The sequence below is a fragment of the Bradyrhizobium sp. AZCC 1610 genome, from assembly GCF_036924515.1.
Lineage (GTDB): Bacteria > Pseudomonadota > Alphaproteobacteria > Rhizobiales > Xanthobacteraceae > Bradyrhizobium.
In genome coordinates this window covers 4882931-4906466 of sequence record NZ_JAZHRR010000001.1, presented here as the reverse complement: position 1 = coordinate 4906466, position 23536 = coordinate 4882931, and the positions used below count along the sequence as shown (strand labels likewise).

Annotated in this window: 18 protein-coding genes and 3 pseudogenes; 17 read left to right on the top strand and 4 right to left on the bottom strand. The window is 60.5% G+C overall.

Features of this window, described 5'->3' with window-relative positions; translation table 11 throughout:
- Nucleotides 1–13: 13 nt before the first annotated feature.
- The 17 genes and pseudogenes from V1279_RS24305 to V1279_RS24225 all read left to right on the top strand — a co-directional run bounded on the left by V1279_RS24305 (nucleotide 14) and on the right by V1279_RS24225 (nucleotide 20914).
- Nucleotides 14–1186, top strand: a complete 1173-nt coding sequence (locus V1279_RS24305; RefSeq protein ID WP_334440989.1) for an acetyl-CoA C-acetyltransferase — start codon at nucleotides 14–16, stop codon at nucleotides 1184–1186.
- 125 nt (nucleotides 1187–1311) lie between these two features.
- Nucleotides 1312–2037, top strand: a complete 726-nt coding sequence (phbB, locus tag V1279_RS24300; RefSeq protein ID WP_334440986.1) for an acetoacetyl-CoA reductase — start codon at nucleotides 1312–1314, stop codon at nucleotides 2035–2037.
- Nucleotides 2038–2046: 9 nt separating this feature from the next.
- A complete protein-coding gene (locus tag V1279_RS24295) occupies nucleotides 2047–2463 on the top strand; it encodes an acyl-CoA thioesterase (protein ID WP_334440983.1) in 417 nt (138 codons plus the stop codon).
- A 37-nt stretch (nucleotides 2464–2500) separates the two neighbouring features.
- Nucleotides 2501–2926 carry a TIGR01841 family phasin gene (gene phaP, locus V1279_RS24290; protein ID WP_334440980.1) on the top strand — a complete coding sequence of 142 codons (426 nt, stop codon included), beginning with the start codon at nucleotides 2501–2503 and terminating at the stop codon, nucleotides 2924–2926.
- 77 nt (nucleotides 2927–3003) lie between these two features.
- Nucleotides 3004–5280: an NADP-dependent malic enzyme gene (locus V1279_RS24285; protein ID WP_334440977.1), complete on the top strand. Its 2277-nt coding sequence runs from the start codon at nucleotides 3004–3006 to the stop codon at nucleotides 5278–5280.
- 47 nt (nucleotides 5281–5327) lie between these two features.
- Nucleotides 5328–6650: an NAD(P)/FAD-dependent oxidoreductase gene (locus V1279_RS24280; RefSeq protein ID WP_334440975.1), complete on the top strand. Its 1323-nt coding sequence runs from the start codon at nucleotides 5328–5330 to the stop codon at nucleotides 6648–6650.
- Between the two features lie 89 nt (nucleotides 6651–6739).
- On the top strand, nucleotides 6740–8131 hold the full coding sequence (locus V1279_RS24275; protein WP_334440973.1) for a cytochrome ubiquinol oxidase subunit I: 1392 nt from the start codon (nucleotides 6740–6742) through the stop codon (nucleotides 8129–8131).
- Between the two features lie 5 nt (nucleotides 8132–8136).
- Nucleotides 8137–9132 carry a cytochrome d ubiquinol oxidase subunit II gene (locus V1279_RS24270; protein ID WP_334446564.1) on the top strand — a complete coding sequence of 332 codons (996 nt, stop codon included), beginning with the start codon at nucleotides 8137–8139 and terminating at the stop codon, nucleotides 9130–9132.
- Entirely contained in the window at nucleotides 9125–11020 is a 1896-nt protein-coding gene (locus V1279_RS24265; RefSeq protein WP_334440971.1) for a sensor histidine kinase, read from the top strand. Before V1279_RS24270 ends, V1279_RS24265 begins: the two co-directional genes overlap by 8 nt.
- Nucleotides 11010–12386 (top strand): sigma-54-dependent transcriptional regulator, encoded by a 1377-nt coding sequence (locus tag V1279_RS24260; RefSeq protein WP_334440969.1) that lies wholly within the window; start codon nucleotides 11010–11012, stop codon nucleotides 12384–12386. Before V1279_RS24265 ends, V1279_RS24260 begins: the two co-directional genes overlap by 11 nt.
- 170 nt (nucleotides 12387–12556) lie before the next feature.
- Entirely contained in the window at nucleotides 12557–14269 is a 1713-nt protein-coding gene (gene phaC / locus V1279_RS24255) for a class I poly(R)-hydroxyalkanoic acid synthase (protein WP_334440968.1), read from the top strand.
- A 349-nt stretch (nucleotides 14270–14618) separates the two neighbouring features.
- Nucleotides 14619–15978, top strand: a pseudogene (locus V1279_RS24250) (tyrosine-type recombinase/integrase).
- Between the two features lie 268 nt (nucleotides 15979–16246).
- A complete protein-coding gene (locus V1279_RS24245) occupies nucleotides 16247–16720 on the top strand; it encodes a metallophosphoesterase family protein (RefSeq protein WP_334446563.1) in 474 nt (157 codons plus the stop codon).
- Between the two features lie 203 nt (nucleotides 16721–16923).
- Entirely contained in the window at nucleotides 16924–17469 is a 546-nt protein-coding gene (gene msrA / locus V1279_RS24240) for a peptide-methionine (S)-S-oxide reductase MsrA (protein ID WP_334440966.1), read from the top strand.
- Nucleotides 17466–19107: pseudogene (locus V1279_RS24235) on the top strand (acetolactate synthase large subunit). Before msrA ends, V1279_RS24235 begins: the two are co-directional and overlap by 4 nt.
- A 353-nt stretch (nucleotides 19108–19460) precedes the next feature.
- Nucleotides 19461–20105: a phosphatase PAP2 family protein gene (locus tag V1279_RS24230; RefSeq protein ID WP_334440963.1), complete on the top strand. Its 645-nt coding sequence runs from the start codon at nucleotides 19461–19463 to the stop codon at nucleotides 20103–20105.
- A gap of 182 nt (nucleotides 20106–20287) precedes the next feature.
- Complete coding sequence (locus tag V1279_RS24225) at nucleotides 20288–20914, top strand: tyrosine-type recombinase/integrase (protein WP_334367044.1); 627 nt, start codon at nucleotides 20288–20290, stop codon at nucleotides 20912–20914.
- A 467-nt stretch (nucleotides 20915–21381) separates the two neighbouring features.
- Here V1279_RS24225 and V1279_RS24220 read toward each other — a convergent pair.
- The 4 genes and pseudogenes from V1279_RS24220 to V1279_RS24205 all read right to left on the bottom strand — a co-directional run.
- Nucleotides 21382–21647: pseudogene (locus V1279_RS24220) on the bottom strand (type II toxin-antitoxin system PemK/MazF family toxin); the annotation flags it as partial.
- Nucleotides 21644–21868, bottom strand: coding sequence for an antitoxin MazE family protein (locus V1279_RS24215; protein ID WP_213249740.1), 225 nt, complete (start codon nucleotides 21866–21868; stop codon nucleotides 21644–21646). The pseudogene V1279_RS24220 and the gene V1279_RS24215, both read right to left, overlap by 4 nt.
- Before the next feature lie 309 nt (nucleotides 21869–22177).
- Nucleotides 22178–22381: a hypothetical protein gene (locus tag V1279_RS24210; protein ID WP_334440960.1), complete on the bottom strand. Its 204-nt coding sequence runs from the start codon at nucleotides 22379–22381 to the stop codon at nucleotides 22178–22180.
- A 494-nt stretch (nucleotides 22382–22875) separates the two neighbouring features.
- On the bottom strand, nucleotides 22876–23529 hold the full coding sequence (locus V1279_RS24205) for a glycerophosphodiester phosphodiesterase (RefSeq protein ID WP_334440958.1): 654 nt from the start codon (nucleotides 23527–23529) through the stop codon (nucleotides 22876–22878).
- Nucleotides 23530–23536: the final 7 nt, after the last annotated feature.

Sequence of the window (23536 nt, the reverse complement as noted above, 5' to 3'; positions counted from 1 at the left end):
CGAGGAGTTGATCATGACTGAAGTAGTAATTGTGTCTGCTGCCCGGACGCCGGTCGGTGCGTTCAACGGAGCGCTCGGCTCGATCTCTGCCCATGAATTGGGGGCCATTGCAATCAAAGGCGCGCTCGAACGAGCCAAGGTCGCGCCGGAAGATGTCGATGAAGTGATCCTGGGCCAGGTACTATCCGGCGGCGAGGGGCAGAATCCTGCGCGGCAGGCCGCCATGGCGGCCGGCATTCCGCAGGAGAAGACGGCGTGGGGCATGAATCAGCTCTGCGGTTCGGGCCTGCGGTCGGTGGCGCTCGGCTTGCAGCAGATCGCCAATGGCGATGCGAAAGTCATCGTCGCCGGCGGCATGGAGTCGATGTCGATGGCGCCGCATCTGTCGCACATGCGCAACGGCACAAAGATGGGCGACACCAAGTTCGTCGACTCCATGCTGAAGGACGGGCTGCTGGATGCGTTCCACGGCTATCATATGGGGGTCACCGCGGAGAACATCGCCGCCAAGTGGCAGATCTCCCGGGAAGAGCAGGACGCGTTCGCCACCAGTTCGCAGAACAAGGCCGAGGACGCGCAGAAGGCCGGCCGGTTCAAGGACGAGATCATTCCCGTCACCGTCAAGACCAGGAAGGGCGACGTCGTCGTCGACCAGGACGAATATATCCGCCCGGGCACCACACTGGATGCGCTGGCGAAGCTGAAGCCCGCCTTCAACAAAGAGGGCACGGTAACCGCCGGCAACGCCTCCGGTCTCAACGACGGCGCGGCCGCGCTGGTTTTGATGAGCGCCGACGAAGCCAGCAAACGCGGCCTCACGCCGCTTGCGAAGATCGTCTCCTGGGCGACCGCGGGCGTCGATCCCGCGGTGATGGGGTCCGGCCCAATTCCGGCGTCGCGCAAGGCGCTTGAAAAGGCTGGCTGGAAAGTCAGGGATCTCGATCTCGTCGAGGCGAACGAGGCCTTCGCGGCGCAGGCCATCGCGGTCAACAAGGACATGGGTTGGGATCCGTCGATCGTGAACGTGAACGGCGGCGCCATCGCCATCGGCCATCCGATCGGTGCATCCGGTGCGCGCGTTCTGACGACGCTGCTGTTCGAGATGCAGAAGCGCGGCGCGAAGAAGGGGCTTGCCACGCTGTGCATCGGCGGTGGCATGGGCGTCGCCCTGACGGTCGAGCGCTAGACCGGCGGACGGACGGTCGTTCCGGCCGGAGCGAGACGTGGACGGCACTAGGTCGCCCACAAATGACAACGGCTCCCCGAGAGCCGGCAAGTACAAGTTGAACCAATCAAGATCAGGAGGAGATGATGTCCAGAGTTGCGGTGGTGACGGGCGGTACACGAGGCATAGGTGAGGCGATCTCGATCGCGCTCAAGGAAGCCGGCTACAAGGTGGCTGCGAGCTATGCCGGCAACGATGAGGCGGCCGCGAAGTTCAAGAGCGAGACCGGCATCAACGCCTACAAATGGGACGTGTCGAGTTACGACGCCTGCGTCGCAGGCCTGAAGCAGGTCGAAGCCGATCTGGGCTCGGTGGACGTACTGGTCAACAACGCCGGCATCACCAAGGACGGCATGTTCCACAAGATGACGCCGGACCAATGGTACGCCGTCATCAACACCAACCTGAACTCGCTGTTCAACATGACGAGGCCGGTGTGGGAAGGAATGCGCGAGCGCAAGTTCGGCCGCGTGATCTGCATCTCCTCGATCAACGGCCAGAAGGGCCAGATGGGCCAGGTCAACTACTCCGCCGCCAAGGCGGGTGACATGGGCTTCGTCAAGGCGCTGGCCCAGGAGGGAGCGCGCTCCGGCATCACCGTCAACACGATCTGTCCCGGCTATATCGCCACCGAGATGGTCAAGGCGATCAACCCGGAAGTCGTGGCCAAGAACATTCTTCCCCTGATCCCGGTCGGCCGTTTGGGCGAACCGCACGAGATCGCGCGTACGGTCCTGTTCCTGGCATCCGACGATGCCGGCTTCATCACGGGCTCGACGATATCCGCAAACGGCGGACAGAGCATGGTCTGAGGCACCGTCATGTCGATGCAGCCACAAGGGGATCTGACGACGCGAACGCTCGCCATGCCTGCGGATGCAAATCCGAGCGGCGATATCTTCGGTGGCTGGGTGCTTTCCCAAATGGATATCGCGGGTGGCATCCATGCCGGCCAGCGTGCGCAGGGGCGTGTCGCAACGGTTGCGATCGAGGCGATGCATTTCATCAAGCCGGTCCATGTCGGAGACGTTCTCTGCGTTTACGCCGCGGCCGAGCGTGTGGGGCGGACATCTCTGGCGATCCGCCTGGAGGCCTGGGCGCTGCGCCGCCGCCTGGGGGACCGTGTGAAGGTGACCGAAGGCATCTTTACGTTCGTCGCGCTCGACGGCGAGGGACGACCTGCGCCGATCGCGCCTGATCGACAAGAGGAAGCATCGCGACCGTCAACGCCACTTTAATCCAGCGACTTCACCAGCAACCGATGAGGAGAGAAAAATGTCCGACAACAAATCGAAGTCAAATGACGCAGACTTGGGCTTTGCCGGGTTCGACTTCGCCAAGCTCATCGAATCCTGCCAGATCAGCGGCGTCGACATGATGGCGTTGATCGACACGGAGAAGAAGAACATCGACGCGCTCGTCGAGGTCAATCGATCTGCATATGACAGCTGGCGAAACCTGATGGCGCAACAGGCCGAGGTGTTTCAGGAAACCATGAAGGCGATCGCCGCCGAGGCGCGCGACGAAACCGTTGCGGGACGCCGCACCGAGATCGCCAGGGAGGGATTCGAGAAAGCGTTGGCCAACATGCGCCAGCTTGCCGAGACGGCGACCGAATCTCAGAAGCAAACGATGGAAATACTGCGCCGTCGTTTCGAGGACGGCATGGCGGCCATGCGCAATCCCGGCGCCAGAGCGTGAGGTCCGCCGGCGGTTCAAAGCAGGAGGGAGGTCGCTCGTATCGGCCTCTCGAACGAAGTAACCAGTCGAGGAACACGATGGATCAGGATCTGAGGGAAGCCGCACTCGAATATCATCGCCTGCCGACGCCAGGGAAGATCTCCGTCGTGCCGACGACGTCCATGGCAACGCAGCGCGATCTGGCGCTGGCGTATTCACCGGGCGTGGCGGAACCTTGCCTGGCCATCGCCAAGGACCCCTTGCAGGCCGATGAACTGACGGCGCGCAGCAACCTCGTGGCCGTCGTCACCAACGGCACCGCCGTGCTTGGTCTCGGCAATATTGGCCCGCTGGCGAGCAAGCCGGTGATGGAAGGCAAGGCGTGCCTGTTCAAGAAGTTCGCCGGTATCGACGTGTTCGATATCGAACTCGCCGAGGAAGATCCTGACGCCCTGATCGAGACGATCGTCAGGATGGAGCCGACTTTCGGCGGCATCAACCTGGAAGACATCAAGGCGCCGGAATGCTTCTACATCGAACAGAAGCTGCGCGCCCGAATGAAGATTCCCGTCTTTCACGACGACCAGCACGGCACCGCGATCATCGCAGCGGCGGCGATCCTCAACGGGCTGAGGCTGGTGAAGAAAGACATCGCGGACGTCAAGCTGGTTTGCTCCGGCGCCGGCGCCGCGGCGCTTGCATGCCTCGATCTAATTGTCAGTCTTGGATTGCGACACGATCGAATCATCGTGACCGATGCGAAGGGTGTCGTATACGCGGGCCGTATGGAAGGCATGGACGACAACAAGGCGCGCTATGCCGTGAAGACGGACGCGCGGAAGCTGGGCCAGATCATCCAGGATGCGGACATTTTTCTCGGCCTGTCGGCCGGCAACGTGCTCACGCCCGACATGGTCAGGAAGATGGCGCGAGATCCGTTGATCTTCGCCATGGCCAACCCGATACCCGAAATCATGCCGGAAGACGCACTGGCGGTTCGTCCGGACGCGATCATCGGAACGGGGCGTTCGGACTACCCCAACCAGATCAACAATGTCCTTTGCTTCCCGTTCATCTTCAGGGGTGCACTCGATTGCGGGGCAACCACCATCAATGAGGAGATGAAGCTTGCGACGGTCCGAGCGCTCGCGGATCTGGCCATGGCGGAAGTGCCCGAGGTCGTCGCTGTCGCGTACAAGGGGGAGGGGCTTCGCTTCGGCCGCGACTATCTCATCCCCAAGCCGTTCGACCCGCGGCTCATCGAAATGATCGCGCCGGCGGTGGCCAAGGCCGCTGCCGACACTGGCGTCGCCAGGCGCCCAATCGTCGATATGGAGGCCTATCGTCAGAAGCTGAGCCGGTTCGTGTATCAGTCTGGGAACGCGATGCAGCCGGTCTTCTCGGTGGCGAAGGGAAGCGGCAAATCCCTCGTGCTGGCGGAAGGCGAGGATGAGCGCGTGCTGCGCGCAGCACAAGTTATCGTCGACGAGCAGATTGCCAGACCGCTGCTTCTCGGCCGGCCATCAACGATCGAAGACCATATCAAGGCCTTCGGTCTCCGGCTCAGGCCGGGCAACGACTGCGAGATCATCGATCCGCACGATGCTCAGGTCTATTCCAAGTGCGCGGAAGTGTACCATGCGCGCAGGAAGCGCGATGGCGTGTCGGCCGCGCTGGCCCTCTCGGAGACGCGAAGCGATGCGACGGTGCTCGCGTCGATCCTTCTCGAGAGGGGCATCGGCGATGCCATGCTGTGTGGAGTCATCGGAAGGACCGCCAGTCACCTCACCGCCATACGCCACGTAATCGGGACCCGAGACGGCGTGCGCACGCTCGCAGTGATGCAGATGCTCATTCTCCCAAAGCATCAGCTGTTCATTTGCGACACGCACTGCAATCTCAATCCGACCGCCGAGCAGGTTGCTGACATCGCTCTGTTGGCGGCGGCGGAGGTCAGGCGATTTGGCATCACGCCGAGGGTGGCGCTGTTGTCGCATTCGAGCTTCGGAAGCTCCGCGGTCCCGGAAGCGCACAAGATGCGGGAGGCGCGCGCGATCATTCGCGAGCGGTCGCCCGATCTGGCCGTGGAAGGCGAGATGCGCGGGGATGCCGCGCTGTCGCATTCGGTGCTTGACCACGAATTTCCCGACACCGATTTCGAGGGGCCGGCGAATGTGCTGGTGATGCCGAATCTCGATGCCGCCAACATTTCCTACAATTTGTTGCGGATGGCTGCAGGGCAGGGACTGACGGTGGGCGGCATTCTGCTCGGGGCGGCGAAGCCGGCTCACATTCTCACGCCATCATCCACGGTGCGGCGCATCGTCAACATGGCTGCCGTCGCGGCCGCTGACGCTGTTTCGGAACGAGCCTGATCGGCAAAGCGGTTGGACGAGCTGTGAACTGATCGGTCGAGGCCATCATGAGTGAGCCGCAGTTGGGAACATCCCGCATCGTGATCGTCGGGGGCGGAGCCGGCGGATTGGAGCTTGCGACGCGCCTAGGCGACAAATACGGGCGCAAGGGAAAGCTGGACATCACGCTGATCGAGCGAAACCGCACGCACGTGTGGAAGCCGAAGCTTCACGAGATTGCCGCCGGGAGCATGGATATCGCCGCCCACGAGGTCGACTATCTTGCGCAATCCTACTGGCACGGCTTTCGCTACCGGATCGGGGAGATGATCGGGATCGATCGGGATCGCCGTCAGGTGCGGGTGGCGGCGTATTTCGACGCCGAGGGCCGCGAGGTCACGCCGAAGCGGACCTTTGACTATGATGTCCTCGTCATCGCTGTCGGAAGCCAGAACAACGACTTTGGTACACCTGGAGTCCTGGATCATGCGATCAAGCTCGAATCGCAGTCGGACGCACGGCGGTTCCACGAAAGAATGGTCAATGCGTGTATCCGCGCGCATGCCCAATCGTCACCCCTGGGGGCGCACCAGTTGAAAGTTGCAATCATCGGGGCCGGTGCGACCGGCGTCGAACTTGCGGCCGAGCTCCACAGAACGACGCGCGAAGTGGTGGCGTATGGCCTCGATCAGGTCGATCCCCAGAAGGATATCAGGATTACACTGATTGAAGCCGCCGAACGGGTGCTGCCCGCCTTGCCCGAACGGGTTTCGAAAGAGACGGAGAAGTTGCTGGTCAGGCTGGGCGTCAATCTGCTGGTGGGCGCCAAGGTCTCCGAGGTCGGCTCCGACCGTGTAAACCTGACGGACGGCCGGACGATCCCCGCCGAATTGATCGTCTGGGCTGCGGGGGTAAAGGCGCCCGATTTCCTGAAAGAAATCGCCGGCCTCGAAACCAACCGCATCAATCAGCTCGTCGTTCGGCCTACACTGCAAACATCGCGTGACGACGGCATCTTTGCGATCGGCGACTGCGCGGCCTGCTCATGGGGCGAGCGCGGCAATGTGCCGCCTCGCGCGCAGGCGGCTCACCAGCAGGCCTCGCACCTGTATTCACAGATTCCGCGCTGTCTGCGAGGCGAGCCGCTCAAGCCCTATCGTTACAGGGATTTCGGATCACTGGTATCGCTCGGCGAATTCAGCACGGTCGGCTCGATGATGGGAGCGCTGGTTGGCGGCAACCTTGTCTTCGCAGGCATCTTCGCAAGGATGATGTACCTGTCTCTCTACAAGATGCACGAACACGCACTGCACGGTTCGGTGAAGGTTGCGCTTGACTCGCTGACCCGCCTGATCACCCGCCGCACCGAGCCGCACGTGAAGCTCCATTGATGGCAGACCGCAAGCGGGAGGGATGTCGTGCCGGCCGATGCAAGCTTGATTGACGCGAAGGCGCTGCGCCGAACCTGGAGGGAATGCTGATGGACGTCGTGGTCCTTGCGCGCATCCAGTTTGCCGCCAACATCACGTTCCACATTCTGTTTCCCTCGATTTCGATCGCGCTGGGCTGGGTTCTGCTGTTTTTCCGGCTGAAGCACCTGCGCGCGACCGATCCGCAGCAGAAGCTGGATTGGCTGCGTGCCTACCGGCTTTGGACCAAGATATTTGCCCTGACATTCGCGCTTGGGGTCGTCAGCGGCGTCACCATGAGCTTCCAGTTCGGCACCAACTGGCCCGGCTACATGGAGCGCGTTGGCAATATCGCGGGTCCCTTGCTCGGCTATGAAGTGCTGACCGCATTCTTCCTGGAAGCGGGCTTTCTCGGCGTGATGCTGTTCGGCCACCGCCGGGTCGGCGAGATGGTTCACCTTGGATCGACCTTTCTGGTCGCCCTCGGTACGCTGATGAGCGCATTCTGGATCCTTGCACTCAATTCCTGGATGCAGACGCCGGCGGGATACGAAATCGTCGATGGCCAGTTTCACGCCAAGAGCTGGCTGGAAGTCATCTTTAATCCGTCCTTCCCGTATCGCTTCGTGCATATGATGCTGGCATCCGCGCTGACCTGCGCGTTCCTGCTCATCGGGATCAGCGCCTGGCAGATCCTCAAGGGCGTGGCGACGGCCAGTGCGTCACGCGTGCTGCGAACGGGGCTGATCTTCGCTGCCCTGGCTGCGCCCGCACAGATGGTGGCCGGCGACCTTCATGGGCTCAATACGCTGAAGCATCAGCCGCAGAAGATCGCGGCGATGGAAGGTATCTGGGAAACAACGCGGGGAGCGCCGCTGCTCCTTTTCGCGATCCCGGATGATGCGGCGAGAACGAACCGTTTCGAACTGGCCATACCAAAACTCGCGAGCCTGATCCTCACGCACGATGCTGACGGCGAAATCAAGGGACTGAACGAGTTTCCATCGGCCCATCCGCCGGTCTTTCCGGTGTTCTGGTGCTTTCGGATCATGGTGGGGACCGGCATCCTGATACTGCTGGTCAGCTGGATCGGCCTGTGGAGGCATTGGCGCGATGGCTGGGATTTCGCCCGGATGCCGCGGCCAATGCTCAAGTTGTTCGCCGCGATGACCTTTTCAGGTTGGGTCGCGACCATCGCCGGATGGTACGTCACGGAGATCGGGCGCCAGCCCTTCATCGTCGCCGGCCTCATTCGAACCAGCGACGTCGCCTCTCGTGTTCCGTCGTCGAGCATTGCCTTTACGCTCAGCATCTACATTGCGGTCTATCTGGCGCTGCTCGTCGCGTATGTCGGCGTGCTGAAGCACATGTCGGAAACATCGGAAAAGAAGCCAGGCATGATCACATCGGAGAGCTTGGCGGAGGGCCCGCAGAAACATCAGCACCGGGGAGAATTCGCGTGACTTCGATGTCGTTCGACGAACTGCTTCCGCTGATCTTCATCGGACTGATGGGGGTGTCACTGCTCGTCTATGTGGTGAGTGACGGATACGATCTCGGGGTCGGCATGCTCATGCATCGGGCGACACCAGAGGAGCGGGATACCATGGTCGCGTCCATCGGTCCGTTCTGGGACGCCAATGAAACATGGCTGGTTCTTGGCGTCGGCCTGCTCCTTATCGCTTTCCCCAAGGCACATGGGCTGGTCCTGTCGGAACTGTACTTGCCGACCGCGCTCATGCTGGTTGGCCTGATCCTGCGCGGCGCAGCCTTCGATTTCAGGGTCAAGGGCAAGGCCAACCGGAAGGCGACGTGGGACCGCCTCTTCATCGCCGGGTCAACGCTTGCGTCCGTGTGCCAGGGGTGGATGCTCGGTCGCTATATCAGCGGCTTCGGCGAGGGCTGGAACTATCCGATCTTTGCAGGCGCCATTGCGGTAGCGCTGCCGATGGCATACGCGCTGCTTGGCGCGACATGGCTGGTGATGAAGACGGACGGCCAGCTCCGGGACAAGGCGATCGAGTGGAGCAAGATCGCTTGGCCACCCATGGTCCTGGGCTTGATACTGATCTCGATGGCAACGCCGTGGATCAGCGAGACCGTTCGTGTGAGGTGGTTTACCTTGCCGGCGATAATTGCGGTGGCGTCGATCCCGATCACGACGGGCATTGCGCTGCTGGCCGCGCGCCTCCTGCTCGGGTCGACCGCTGTGCGCGGCAGCCTGTGCTGGCTGCCGTTCGCATTGCTGGTGCTCGTCTTCTTCCTGAGCTTCCTCGGCCTCAGCTACAGCATCTACCCCTTCGTGGTGATCGACAGGCTTACGGTCTGGCAGGCCGCCAGTAGCCCTGAGTCGCTCAAAGTCATCCTAATCGGTGTTTGCGTCACCCTTCCTGTCATTGTCGCTTACACCGGATTTTCCTATCGCGTATTCCGGGGCAAGACCATAGAGTTAGACTATGCGTGAGTGGTCGTCTCTTGTGGTCGGCGCTCCTCAGTTTGTCCTGGTTCACAAGATGGCGGAGCTTCCATCCTTGACCATCAAGGGGAGTCCCGAAGTCACTTCGGTGGCACCCAGTTCGACGCGTTGGCTTGTGCGCGGAGCAATTGCAGTCGCACTAGTCGTGGCCGCTTCGTGGCTCGGATATGCAGTGGCTTTCCAGCGCGGACTGGACCATTTGCGCGCTGCCGCCCAGCAGCGGCTGGCCGTGGAAGCAGCCCGGCTCGACGGTCATCTTTCAAGATTTGAGTATCTGCCCTCCTTGCTTGAGACGTCCCCGAGCGTCTTCCGGCTGCTCGACGCGCCTAGCGATCCCGAGCTGCGGAAAACCGTCAGCCAGTACCTGAAATCGATCAATCTGCTTGCGGGAGCCGACAATCTCTACGTCCTCGGCGTCTCCGGCGATACGCTGGCCGCGGCTGATTTCGAGCAGCCGGGGACACCGGTTGGCCAAAACCTTTCATACCGCCCCTATATGAGCGAGGCTCTCTCGAAAGGTCGAGGGGCGTTCTTCGGTGTGGGCATTACCAGCGCGCGCGCCGGCTACTATCTCTCCTATGCCCTGAAGGACGGCGGGGAGACAAGGGGTGTTGCCACCGTCAAGGTCAACCTGGATTCGTTCGAGCGCGCGTGGCGCGACATTGAAAGCCAAATTCTCCTCGTCGACGAGCGTCGGGTCACCATACTCGCCTCCCGCGACGAGTGGCGCTATCGCCCGATGGCGCCGCTCTCGCTTGAAATGCGCGATGACATTTCGCGATCAAAACCTTACGGAAACCACGACTTGACGCCACTCGGATGGACTGTCGTCGCTCAGTCCGAGGGCGGCGCTGCACGTGTCACCACCGAGAGCGGAACTTCCTATACGGTCAGCGAGCTTCCGATCAACCGGGGCCTCTGGAAGCTTGTCCTTCTAGACGACGAGTCCCCGACGCGGCAGACCGCGCTCATCATCGGCGCGATGTCGGGTCTCGCCTCCGTCGTTGCCCTGCTGGCGGTTGGTCTCGTGGTGCAGCGCCGGAGAGAGATCAAGCAACGCCTGGCCAACCAGGCGGCGTTGCAGGCGGCGAACGACATGCTCGAGATCAGGGTGCAGGAACGAACCGCGGAACTGCGGGCCGCGCAAGATGAACTGGTCCATGCCGGCAAGCTGGCCGCCCTCGGCGAGATGTCGGCCGGAATGGTGCATGAATTGAACCAGCCGTTGGCTGCCCTGCAGACCGCTGCTGACAATGCGATCTTGCTCGTTGATCGTGGGTCGATCGGCGATGCCCGCGGAAATCTCACTCGAATTGGCGAATTGATACGCCGGCTCGGACGTTTGACCGGCCAGCTGCGCGTCTTCGCATACAAGTCAAGCAGCCCGCTTGAAGCGGTCTCTGTCGAACATGCCGTGGCTGAATCGCTCAAGATACTCGCCGAACGCGTCAAAGAAGGCGGGGTCGCCGTCGTGACAGACCTTGACGCGAATCTCTGCGTCGCTGCCGACCAAACGCGGCTTGAGCAGCTATTGTGCAACATTGTGGCGAATGCGCTGGACGCCGTGGAGAGCGTCGAGCGAAAGTCGATCCTGATCCGGGCGACCCGGGAGGAGGAGCAGACCGCCCGCTGCCGCATCGCCATCAGCAATAGCGGTCCCGCGATTGCGTCCGATGTTCTCCAGCGCATGTTCGAGCCTTTTGTGACGACCAAGCCTGCAGGAAAAGGGCTCGGCCTTGGCCTGATGCTGTCCAACCACATCGCGCGTTCCTTTGGTGGCGAATTGCGTGCGCAAAACCTTAAGCCGAGTGGCGCCGAATTTGTGGTGCTTCTTCCATTGGCTGACATACCAGAGGCGGCTTTGCATGGACGATGACCAATCAATTCGCGTGATCTACGTCGAGGACGACGACGATGTCCGAATCGGCGGCGTTCAGGCTCTCGAACTTGCGGGATTTTCCGTCTCGGGATTCGTCTCGGTCGAAGCCGCCGACTGCGCCGTTCGCTCCGACAGGCAATTTGTCGTTGTCTGCGACGTGCGCCTGCGCGGCAAGAGCGGCCTTGAATGGCTGTCGGATCTGCGCCGACTGGACCAGGATCTGCCGGTGATCCTGATCACCGGGCATGGCGATATTTCAATGGCCGTGCAGGCGATGCGGAACGGTGCTTACGACTTCATCGAGAAGCCATGCTCTTCAGAGCAACTTGTCTCGGTGGTGCGCAGGGCCGCCGAAAAGAGACGGCTGACCCTGGAAGTGCGCTCGCTGAGAACTGCGCTGGCGGACCGCCAGGGAATCGAGGCGAACCTGCTGGGCCGGTCGCCGCAGATACAGGAGGTCCGCAGGCTCGTATCCACATTGGCCGCAACTAATGTTGACGTCACGATCTATGGCGAAACCGGAACCGGCAAGGATGTCGTCGCGCGCTGCCTCCACAATCACAGCGGACGACGTGGCGGCCATTATGTCCCGGTGAACTGCGGCGGCCTCCCCGAATCGCTGGTGGAGAGCGAGTTGTTCGGCCATGAAGTGGGAGCGTTTACCGGCGCCACCCGTCAGCGTATCGGAAAGATCGAATACGCGAATGGCGGAACACTCTTTCTCGATGAGATCGAGAGCATGCCGCTGAGCGTACAGGTGAAGTTACTGAGGGCGCTGCAGGATCGATTGATCGAGCGCGTCGGCTCGAACAAGCCAGTTTCCGTGGATTGCCGTGTCGTCGCGGCGAGCAAGACGAATTTACTCGAACTCAGCGAAAAAAAGGTATTTCGCGCCGATCTCTATTATCGTCTGGGCGTCGCATTCATCGAACTGCCGCCACTTCGCGAGCGGCGTGAGGATATTCCCCTGCTGTTCGAGCACTTCACTTTGGATGCTGCCAGACGGTTCGAGCGCGACGCGCCGATATTGGACGAGCGGACACTGTCCGTCTTGCTGGCCTATTCGTGGCCGGGAAACGTGCGGGAGCTTCGCAACGTTGCCGATCGCTTCGTGCTCGGCGTGCTCGACGGCAAGACCATCAACAAGCCCGGGTTTGGCGCGTCGGATGTGTCGTTGCCTCGACAATTGGAGAACATCGAGCGATCGATCATCGAGGACGCGCTCCGGCGCAAGCAGGGCGACGTTCAGGCGACTGCAATGCTTTTGGGCATTCCGAAGCAGACGCTGTACGACAAGATCAAGCGCCTCTCCGTCAACGTTGACGGGATCAGGGAGGGCACAACTGTTCGCTCCGGTTCTTGACGGCGAGAAACGGCCATTGCGACACCGTGGAGAGGCTTGACCGTCGAGGTCATACAGCCGGCCGGACACGTGACAAGCTCTCTACATACAAGAGGGAAGGGCGCCAGACAGAAGCTGTCCGAACAGGAAACGAACGAATTTCTTCAATCTTGCGGAGTGAGGGATAAGTGATGAATCGGCCATTCAATATGCCTGACGAATTTGTCGAAGCGTTCATGAAGGCAGGCGCGAGCCTGTGGCAGACGCTGGGGTGGGTGCCGAATGCCGATCGTGACGGTACGAAGTGCGGCTCAGCCCCGTCGGGGCGCATCGCCGAATTGCAGACCGACCATCTGACGCGTTTGCACCAACTCACGGAACAGGTCATCAAATCCGCTGCAGGTGTGCAAACTGAAGTGGCCATCGAACCTGCGCGCGGTGATCGGAGGTTCAACGGCACGGAGTGGCGGGACAATCCGCTCTATAGTCTGCTGAAGCAATGCTATCTGCTGAATTCGCGCTATTGCACTGACTTCGTCGAAGCGCTGGATCTGGACGAAAAGGAAAAACATCGGCTGCGTTTCTTCACGCGCCAACTCGTCGAGGCGATGAGTCCGACCAATTTTCTCGCCACCAATCCCGACGTAATCAAGCTTGCGACAGACACCGAAGGCCAAAGCCTCAAGGCGGGCCTGGACAACCTGATGTCGGATCTGGGCAGGGGCAGTCTGACGATCACGGACGAGGGCGCTTTCGAGGTCGGAAAGGACGTCGCGGCATCCAGGGGCGCGGTCGTCTTCGAGAATGATCTGTTTCAACTGATTCAATATGAACCGGCGACGGAGCAGGTGGCTGTTCGGCCTCTGCTGATCGTACCGCCCTGCATCAACAAGTTCTACATTCTCGACCTTCAGCCGGCCAATTCCTTCGTCCGGTTTGCGGTCGAGCACGGCATGACGGTCTTCATCGTTTCCTGGCGCAACCCGGATGCCTCTTGCGGACATCTTGGATGGGATGATTACGTCGAGCATGGCGCAATGCGCGCCATCGAGATCGCCCGGTCGATCTCCGGCGCCGACAAGGTCAACGTCGTCGGCTGGTGCGTCGGGGGAACCATCCTGTCGTCTGCGCTCGCTATCCTGCGGACGCGAGGCGACGAATCGGTCGCCAGTGTGACTCTGTTGACGACCATGCTAGATTTCCGCGAACCGGGTGATCTCGGCGTATTCGTGGACGAGGAGAGCGTGCGACAGCGTGAGCAGACCATTGGGAATGGAGGCATCTACCGCGGCTCCGAACTCGGCTTCGTCTTCCAGACCCTGCGCTCGAAAGAGCTGATATGGCCGAACGTGATCAATAATTACCTGAAAGGAAAATCACCCGAGCGTTTCGATCTCTTGTTCTGGAATGCCGACGTAACCAACCTGCCGGGACCGATGTATTGCTGGTACATCAGGAACATGTACCTGGAGAACAATCTCCGGGAACCTAACAGGTTGACGATGTGCAACACGTCAGTCGATTTGGGGCGGGTCGACCTGCCGGCCTATGTTCTGGCGACTGTCGAGGACCACATCGTGCCGTGGCGGTCCGCCTATCGGACAACGGGCCTATTCGGCGGCGACACTCGCTTTGTTCTCGGCGCGAGCGGACATATCGCCGGTGTGATCAATCCCGCGTCGAAGAACAAGCGAAGCTATTGGGTGTCGACCGATCGATGCGACGACCCGGCGACCTGGCTGGCGAGCGCTGATGAAAAGCCCGGCAGCTGGTGGAATGATTGGATTGCCTGGCTCAAGCCTCGGGCGGAAGAGCAACTACCGGCGCGCACGCAACTTGGCAGCAACCTCTATCCTCGCGGTGAAGCCGCGCCCGGGCGATACGTGAAAGCGAAGGCGAGTTGACAGGAGCTATGGCGCGCATGCCTCAAAAATCGGTTGTGAGAGGCGTGGTCGCTTACTCGCGCGAACAAGTCAAAGCTGCAGTTTCGGCTTGGGGATGCGCATCGATCTGCAAAATAAAGAGAGTCTGGCGCACCCGGCACGATTCGAACGTGTGACCTTTGCCTTCGGAGCAAGATAACGTACTCATCCGAAAAATGCGATAGGGCACGCTATTCTACGCTATCCACCTGAAGCAACTGGATATTCTCAACGACAACAGCGACGTTCCTATCCGAAACCCCGCACCGATTCTCCCGCTTGCTTACGTCCTGCTTACGCGAGAGATCGTGCCCGGAAACGAAGGAACGTCATGGTCAAGATCACCAAGAGGGTTGTCGAGGCGGCAGATACCCGAGAGAAGGACTACCTAATCTGGGACGACGAACTGCCGGGCTTTGGACTCTGGGTTTTTAGTTCCGGAAAGCGCAGCTACGTCATCCAGTATCGAACGAGAGGTCGCTCTCGTCGATACACAATCGGGCTTCACGGAGCCTGGGCACCAGAGACGGCACGCCGAGAGGCAAGGGTGCAATTGGGGCGGGTCGCTGGGGGTGATGATCCCGTCGAAGATCGCCAACTCGATCACAAGGCGATCACTGTGAAGGAACTGTGTAGCCGCTATCTTGCCGATCTCCAGGCCGGCCTCATCCTGGGAAAGGGAGGGCGACCGAAGAAGGCCTCAACGATCGTCACTGACACCGGCCGTATCGAGCGTCACATTATTCCCCTCATAGGGACCCGCCGATTCAAGGATCTGACGAAAACTGACATCAACAAGGTCCTCAAGGACATCATGGCCGGAAAGACGCGGGTTTCGGTCAAGACCAAGAAGCTGCGCGGAAAGGCCATCGTCCGAGGCGGCACTGGAACGGCCACGCGTACCGTTGGTCTTCTCGGCGGCATTCTTACCTACGCCGTCGAGGCAGGGGTCATCGAGAGCAACCCGGCACATGGCATCCGCAAGCCGAAGGACAACGTACGAAAGCGTCGACTGTCGGAGGCGGAGTATCGAATTTTGGGTGGGTTGCTCCGCGAGGCCACCAAGCAGGAGAAATACGCCACGATCGTAGACATTGTCCGTCAAATCGCGCTGACCGGCTCCCGGCGAAGCGAGATGATTAGCCTGAAATGGACGGAGGCAGACACCGAGGCGAGCTGCTTGCGGTTAGAAGACAGTAAGGAGGGTGAGTCCATCCGTCCCGTTGGGCTGCCTGTCGTCGAGTATCTAGAGCGACGGCGTACCGATGATGTCGGCACATTCGTTTTCCCGGGGCAGGGCGAGGACAACGCGTTCGGCAGCTTCCCGAGCCATTGGAAGCAAATCTTCGAGAACTCCCCGCTGTCGGATGTGACACCGCACGTCCTCCGTCACAGCTTCGCGAGCATTGCCAACGATCTCGGCTTTACAGAGGTGACCATCGCGGCTCTGGTCGGTCACGCGAAAGGGTTCGGTGACGAGTAAGTACATCCATACGCTTGACACCGCACTTATCATGGCCGCGGACACGATCTCGGGTTACATTCAAGGGCTCCTCGACGGCATTGAGTTCAAGCAGACCGCCTACGCGCTGGATCGCGATTCACGCAAGGCCGCCCTGGCCCGCTTCTTGAAAAGGGCATCAGGCGACGAGCCGGAGGAGGGCGAAGAGGAGCGCTGCTTGGCCGCTTAGGGCACCGGGCACTTGTAGTGAACGGCCTTCCAGATGGGCCGCGTCCGATGTTCGCTCCCAAGCGGCAAACGCAGGTAGCTCCCCGCCGGGAGATGAAAGTGCTCGCGACGGGCCGCTTCTGGCGCGAAGCGGACCCCGAGAGCACGCCGGGGGTTATTGGCGCAGTAGTGGGAAGGCGACGACACGACTGAGACTGGCTACTGCGTATTCACCAGACATAGGTCGTTCCTAAATCTTCAAACGGCCGTTCGGACGATCAGGACCACGCATCGTGCTTAGAATCGGGGTCATCTCGGATACACACGGGATCCTGCGTCCCGAAGCCGAGCAACGGCTGGCCGGGGTGGCCCATATCATCCATGCCGGCGACATCGGCCGCCCTGAGGTCATCGACAGACTCCGCCAGATTGCGCCTGTTATCGCCATTAGGGGGAACGTCGACAATGGGCCGTGGGCGAAAAATTATCCTGATACAGAGACGGTCAGGCTTGGCGACCACGCGATCTATATCCTTCATGACATCCACGACCTGCAACTCGATCCGGCGGCATGTGGGATCAACGTGGTTATTTCCGGCCATTCACATCAGCCGCTGATTGAGACCACGGGTGGGGTGCTCTATCTCAATCCTGGAAGTGCTGGGCCACGCCGTTTCAACCTGCCTATCACGCTGGCGACGTTGGATTTGAGCGCAAGCGGTCCCAGGGCACTGCTTCATCATTTAATCGGCGGTAGTGGATAAGTGCAGGCAGGCGCGCGGTCGACTACCCCTCTGCGCTTGCGTGAACGGGGCCAGTTCGTCCGGCCAAACCGGACTCCAGGACCGGCAGCTCTTGGCGCAAAGCGGCCGTTCTGGATCATTGCGCTTCTGCATCGTTCGGCCTCATTATGCGTCCTTGATAGAGTTCGGGAACGACGCCCGCGGCGTATCCAGGGAGGACAGACATGACGGTTTCGACGGAACGCGCAGTCCTGGCCGGCGGCTGCTTCTGGGGCATGCAGGATCTGATACGCCGCTATCCCGGCGTGATTTCGACCAGGGTCGGCTACACCGGCGGCGAGGTGCCAAATGCGACCTATCGCAACCACGGCAATCACGCCGAGGCCATTGAGATCACCTTCGATCCGCAGACCATCAGCTATCGCAGGCTGCTGGAGTTCTTTTTCCAGATCCATGATCCCTCGACGCTGAACCGCCAGGGCAACGACCGCGGCGCGAGCTACCGGTCGGCCATCTTCTATACCAGCGACGCGCAGAAGCGGATCGCTGAAGACGCCATCGCCGATGTCGAAGCTTCCGGCCTTTGGCCGGGCAAGGTTGTCACCGAGGTGGCCCCTGCCGGACCGTTCTGGGAGGCCGAGCCCGAGCATCAGGATTATCTGGAAAAATATCCTGACGGCTACACCTGTCACTTCATTCGGCCGGAATGGACACTGCCACGTCGAGCGGAGAAAGCTGCAACAGGAGCGAGCGGAGTTTCGGCCGCGTGACAAAAGCCTCCGATCTGCTGGTGGCCGCCCTTGAGAACGAGGGCGTGGGGTACATCTTCGCCATTCCCGGCGAGGAGAATCTCGACGTGCTGGAGTCGCTGCGGCGCTCGAAGATCAAGCTGGTATTGACACGGCACGAACAGGCTGCCGGTTTCATGGCGGCCACCTACGGGCGCCTCACCGGGCGCGCGGGCGTCTGCCTGACGACGCTGGGTCCCGGTGCGCTCAATTTGACGACGGCTGCGGCCTACGCGCATTTGGGCGCGATGCCGATGGTCATGATGACAGGACAGAAGGCGATCCGGAGCAGCCGCCAGGCGCGCTTCCAAATCGTCGACATCGTTGCGACCATGCGGCCGCTCACCAAGATGGCGACGCAGATCGTCTCCGCGCAGAGTATTCCGACCCTGGTTCGCGACGCCTTCCGGGTCGCGCAGCAGGAGCGGCCGGGCCCCGTGCATCTCGAACTACCCGAGGATATCGCGGCCGACGAAGCCGCGGCCGACATCATTCCCCCGCATGTCGTCGAGCTTCCAGTCGCGCCTACAGCGGCCATCGAGCGCGCCGCAGCCATGATCAGGGGCGCCAGCAGGCCGCTCGTCATGCTGGGCGCCGCGGCGAGCCGTCCGCATCTCGCCGAGCCGCTGTCGGCGTTCGTGCGACGATGCAGGATTCCATTCTTCAACACCCAGATGGGGAAGGGCGCGGTCAATGCCGGCTCCAATCTCTATATGGGCACAGCCCGCGCTGTCGGAGCGGGATTGGATTCACGAGGCCGTCGACCAGGCCGATCTGATTATTTCGATCGGCCACGACACCGTCGAGAAGCCCCCTTTCCTGATGGGCCATGATGGACCGCAGGTTATCCATGTCGGCGCCACGCCGGCGACGGTGGAACAGGTTTACTTCCCGCAGGCGGAGATCGTCGGCGACGTCGGCGCGAGCCTCACGAGCCTGGCCGATCGCCTCGAAGGCAACCTCCCCAATGGTCAGGCATTGCTGGGTTTGCGGGAAGGGATCCTTGCCCACCTCGCCGAACGGTCGACGGAGGATCGGTTTCCTCTGACGCCGCAGCGCATCGTGCACGACGTCCGCCAGGTCATCCCGCCGGACGGCATCGTTGCCCTCGACAACGGCATGTACAAGATCTGGTTCGCCCGCAACTATCGCACCAGCGTCGCCAACACGCTGCTGCTCGACAACGCGCTGGCGACCATGGGTGCGGGTCTTCCTTCGGCGATCGCAGCGTCGCTGATTTATCCGGACAGGCGCGTGCTCGCCGTCTGCGGTGATGGCGGCTTCATGATGAATTCGCAGGAGCTTGAGACGGCCGTGCGGCTCAAATTGAATCTCGTCGTGCTCGTGCTCGAGGATCGTGCCTACGGTATGATCCGATGGAAGCAGGAAGTCGACGGATTCTCCGACTTCGGTCTCGACTTCGGCAATCCTGATTTCGTCGCTTATGCGAAGTCATATGGCGCCAAGGGCTCCCGCGTCGGCAAGGTCTCGGAACTCGCGACGACGCTGGGAGCGGCTTTCGCGGAAGGCGGCGTCCATCTCGTCGTAGTGCCCGTGGACTACAGCGAGAACATGCGCGTGCTCGTCAATGAGCTGCACTCGATAGCCCAGACCGGGTGACATTTTAAATCACCGCGTCAGCGCAAAATGCCATAGGCTATCCTCGGTGACGCCATTTCCGGCACAGGGAAAGCAATGAGCAACGACGTCATCGCCAATGGCTCCTTGTCAGAAGACCTGAAGGCAATATTCGTGAAGACGATTTCCGCTTTGTAGAGAGCCCGATACCGACACCCGATCAGGGATGGACTTTTGGCAAAGCGCATAATCCGCATTGCCAATGCTCGCTTAGCCGCCAAACCTCACTTCGTATCTTTGGAGATTGATGGAAGTTGAACTCCCCGGAGGCGACGAAGATGAGAACAACTGAATCGCAGAATGCTGCCAGGCATCTGAGGTCTTGGGCTCCGACCTTGTTCGTCGCCGTTCTTCTATTCGGTTTTGCGTTCATCGCACTGGAAGTGACCGAAGGAGAGCCTATCGCGTTTGACCGTTGGTTGATGGTCGCCTTTCGCCATGCGTCCGACCTGTCGCGGCCAATCGGGCCGCCATGGTTGCTTGACGTTGTGCGAGACATCACCGCACTGGGCAGTACCGCGGTACTTGCACTGCTGGTCACGGTTGTGACCACGTTCCTTTTTGCCATAGGCAAACGTCACGCCGGTTTGTTCGTCCTGACGACGGTCCTGAGCGGCGCCATTCTCAATACCCTTCTCAAGCTTGCCATTGCGCGAGCGCGCCCCGATCTCGTCGCTCAACTCACTCAGGTCTCTACGCTGAGCTTTCCGAGCGGGCACGCAGCGATTTCGGCTGTCTGCTATCTGACGCTCGGCTTGATGCTTGCTCAAACGCAAGCTTCCCGCTCTGTTCGCATCCATCTTATAATGACTGCCGCGATCCTTACTCTGCTGGTCGGAGTCAGCCGCATATATCTCGGAGTTCATTATCCGAGCGATGTGTTGGCGGGCTGGTGCTTCGGCACTTCGTGGGCGCTAATTTGCCAGATGCTCATGTCGTATTTTCAGCGCACCGGAAGGATCGAGCAGCCGAGCGACTAGTCAGCGTTGCGCCGCTCAGGCGGCAACTTTGCTCGCTTGCACCGACGAAGTGATCGAATGAGGACGTCGGACTTCCGCTATTGGCGCAGATCCGCTGAGGATTTCCTCGCCATCACTTTGCGTGACTGACCACGTTCCTATCTAGCTAGGGTGTGTGGACCGGGAGGGCGCGACGGAGCTCAATGTGTTCAAGCCGCCTTCACGAACGTTCTCGCCACCCCTGGAATAAGGGCAGGATTGTCGGTCAAAAGCGGCCCTTGAAGCCGAAAGAGGTCTGGACGATTCGTGTCCGGTTACAGCTGGAGCAGCGCAAGCGCGATCTCGCGATGTTCAATCTGGCGATCGACAGCAAGCTGCGGGGATGTGATCTCGTCCGAATAGGTCTGGATGACGTCTGCATCGGAGGGCGCGTGCGGGACCGAGCGACAGTGATCCAGAAGAAAACTGGCCGGCCGGTCCAATTCGAAATCACCGACCAGACTCGGATAGCCATTCAAGCGTGGATCGACGTTTTGCAGCTCAAGACAGGGAAATACCTCTTCCCAAGCCGACTGATCGGAAGAGAGCATCTGTCGATCAGACAGTATGCACGGCTGGTGAGGTCCTGGATCGACCGTGCGGGGTTGGAGGTCGGCAGCTATGGCACCCATTCGCTCAGACGAACCAAGCCAGCACTGATTTACAAGAAGACCGGCAACCTAAGGGCGGTACAGCTATTGCTTGGCCATAGTAAGCTTGAGAGCACGGTTCGTTATCTCGGCATCGAAGTTGATGATGCGCTTTCGATCTCGGAGCAACTCGAATTATGAGCAAGGGCCGGGCTGAACGTTGTTGTCGCGCTCGCGAAGGTGTTCCGCAAGGAACGGTAGCTTGTGGCGCAAAGGGGACCTCCGCCTGAAGGCCGACGTCAGTTAAGTGCCGATTGTGTTGAAAAACTCGAAAATCGCGGAGCTCCGAAAATCTCGCAAATGTAGCGCATTGGCGATTTCAGGCGTTGCAAGGCTCTGTAGAATCGATACGAGGGCCAGCGATCGTTGTTGCGGTAAATGATGTGGTCCCTCACCTCGCAGCGAGAGGGACGCACCAGCGGTCCTGAGAATTTTGGCTATCCGGATTTTCGTGTTGAAATGTCCATGCTCTGGGAATGGCCGTCCGTGTAGGCGGCTCGGCGCCTAAGGTGGCCATGGCTTCATTTTCTTCCGCCCCTGGGGGATACGGCCATGCCGAGGAACACCATCATCGCCTGATTGAGCCGTACCATATCTTCATCGTCGAGACGCCCAATACGCCTGCCGACCTTGGCCTTGGGAACGGTTGTGATTTTTTGTCTACCATCAGCCGGCATGTCGAGAGCAAGCCGTTGCGCTCATTCGGCTCGAAGATGAGCCGGAACAACGGCGCATCCGTCGGATCGGTGGTGAAGGCGCAAATGGTGATGGAGTCGGTCGCGTCGAACCTGTCGTCCTGCACGATGACGACGGGGCGCGGCTTGCCTGCGTAATCCTTGCCGCCCGCGACGGTCCAGATCTCACCGCGTCTCATTCATCGTCCAGATCGGACACGTCGTCGATGAAAGCCTGATCGTCGCGGGCATGGCTGCTGGCCGCAACAGCAAGTGACTGACGATGGGCCTGCTTGCGGAAGGATGAAGACCGCACATCGGGCACCCAAATCTGGATAGGCCGCAAGCCCTGTGCCCGCAACCTCTCACGATGTTCCCGGACCTTCGTCCGGCCAGGCTTGGGCCTTGACGCCGTCGCCATCAGTCCCTCCATGTTTGGTTACATGTAACCTAGCATAATCGCATCCGATTGGCCAGCCTTTTGCCGATGCATCGAGGGCTGCTCAGATACCTCTCAACACGATAATCCGAGCTTTCCCTGTCGTGGATGATCGCATTTCAACACGAAAATCCGGATAAGCAGAATTTTCAATCATCAGCGAAAGAGGACTTTTTCAACACAATCTGCCACAAGCGGACAGCCTCGCAGGCCGCGAGCGATCTGGCGCACGACCGCGCAGTCATTCCCTTCGGGTTGCGTTAAGGCAAGTAGCGGGGTTTCCGAAATTCCTCATCGATGCATCCACGCCCTCGAAATCGAAAGCAGTGTGTGACCGATGACACTGAGGAGCGCGGCGATGCCCCATTTAGTGAACATGTTCTCTTTGTAGCTTGCAGAAAAGCCAGCGCCTTCGGCGATCACATCGCCGATATACTTCCACCAGCCGGTGAGAGTGCCCGGCAACCCGCCAGTCGCATCAGCAATCGCAAGCATGACTCCCGAGATCACGGGAGATAGAAGACGAGAACCACGGCTGCGGCGAAAACACGGAAAATGGTTACTACGCTATTTTTGGGAACGTAGAGTTCGATCCCAAATCAGTCCCCAGGGCACTCCCGCCGCCATTTAGTTCCTGAATGGGTTCCACAAATCCGCGCGACTGATCGCCATAAGTTGCTGGTCGGTCATCGTCTCCAACGGGACATCGCGGCCTGAACTGGCTTACCGTCCAACCGGTCCGCGATCTGTTGGATGGCCTGTAGGTCGCCTTGCTCTGCTTTCTCAGCCAACTTGCGATCTTTGCTCGCACCGTGGCTCGTTCAGTAAATCCAGTCCTCAAGAACAACAGCCACCCCGATCCCAAACGCAAGAGAACCGGGCTCCGCACCCGGCTTTCCTGCAAAATCGAATACTTCCCCACGCCAGATCAGGCCGATCTGTCAGCTGGTTTCGAATACGTCACAGGCGACGAACGGGTTTGCGCTGGCCTAATCAGGTCTGGCGCTGCGGCCGATAGTGCGGTCGACGTCGGCAACCGCCCCGTAGAGGCGCTGCCGCGAGAGCCAATGAAGGTCGTCCATGCGTTGCACGATTCCTACCACAACCGGCACGTGGTGGCGTCCCGCAAGCCGCTCAAGCGAGAAAATGGACCACCATGCGCGAAAAGCGACTCGCGTCCAAGCGCGCGTGTCCCAGCCGAGCAGGAGGACATCCGGCGCATACCTGCGCACCGCACGATTCAGGTTCCACGGGTACATGACGATGATGCCCAGGCGCACCGGTCGCGCACCCTCCCACGGAAAGGATCTTGCGACGGCGGCAAAGGCAAATACGACCGAGCGACGGGCCACGTTGCTGGCAACCAGCCTCTCGATGACTCTAGAGGCAAGTCCCGTCTCCTTCACCTCCACAAACAGGTCAAGGTCAGTTGGTGAAAGAAGCGACAGTGCCGCATCGAGGGTAAGCGCATTCTCGACATGAGGCGGCGGGTCGTGTGACACCACCAATGTGTCGGAATCCGCTGCAAGGCAGACGTCGAATTCGACGCCAGATATTCTGCCGTCACGGGCGGCACGTGCGAACGCGGCGAGCGAGTTTTCACCCGGACCAGCGGACCATCCACGATGCGCAATAAGCTTCATGACGAGG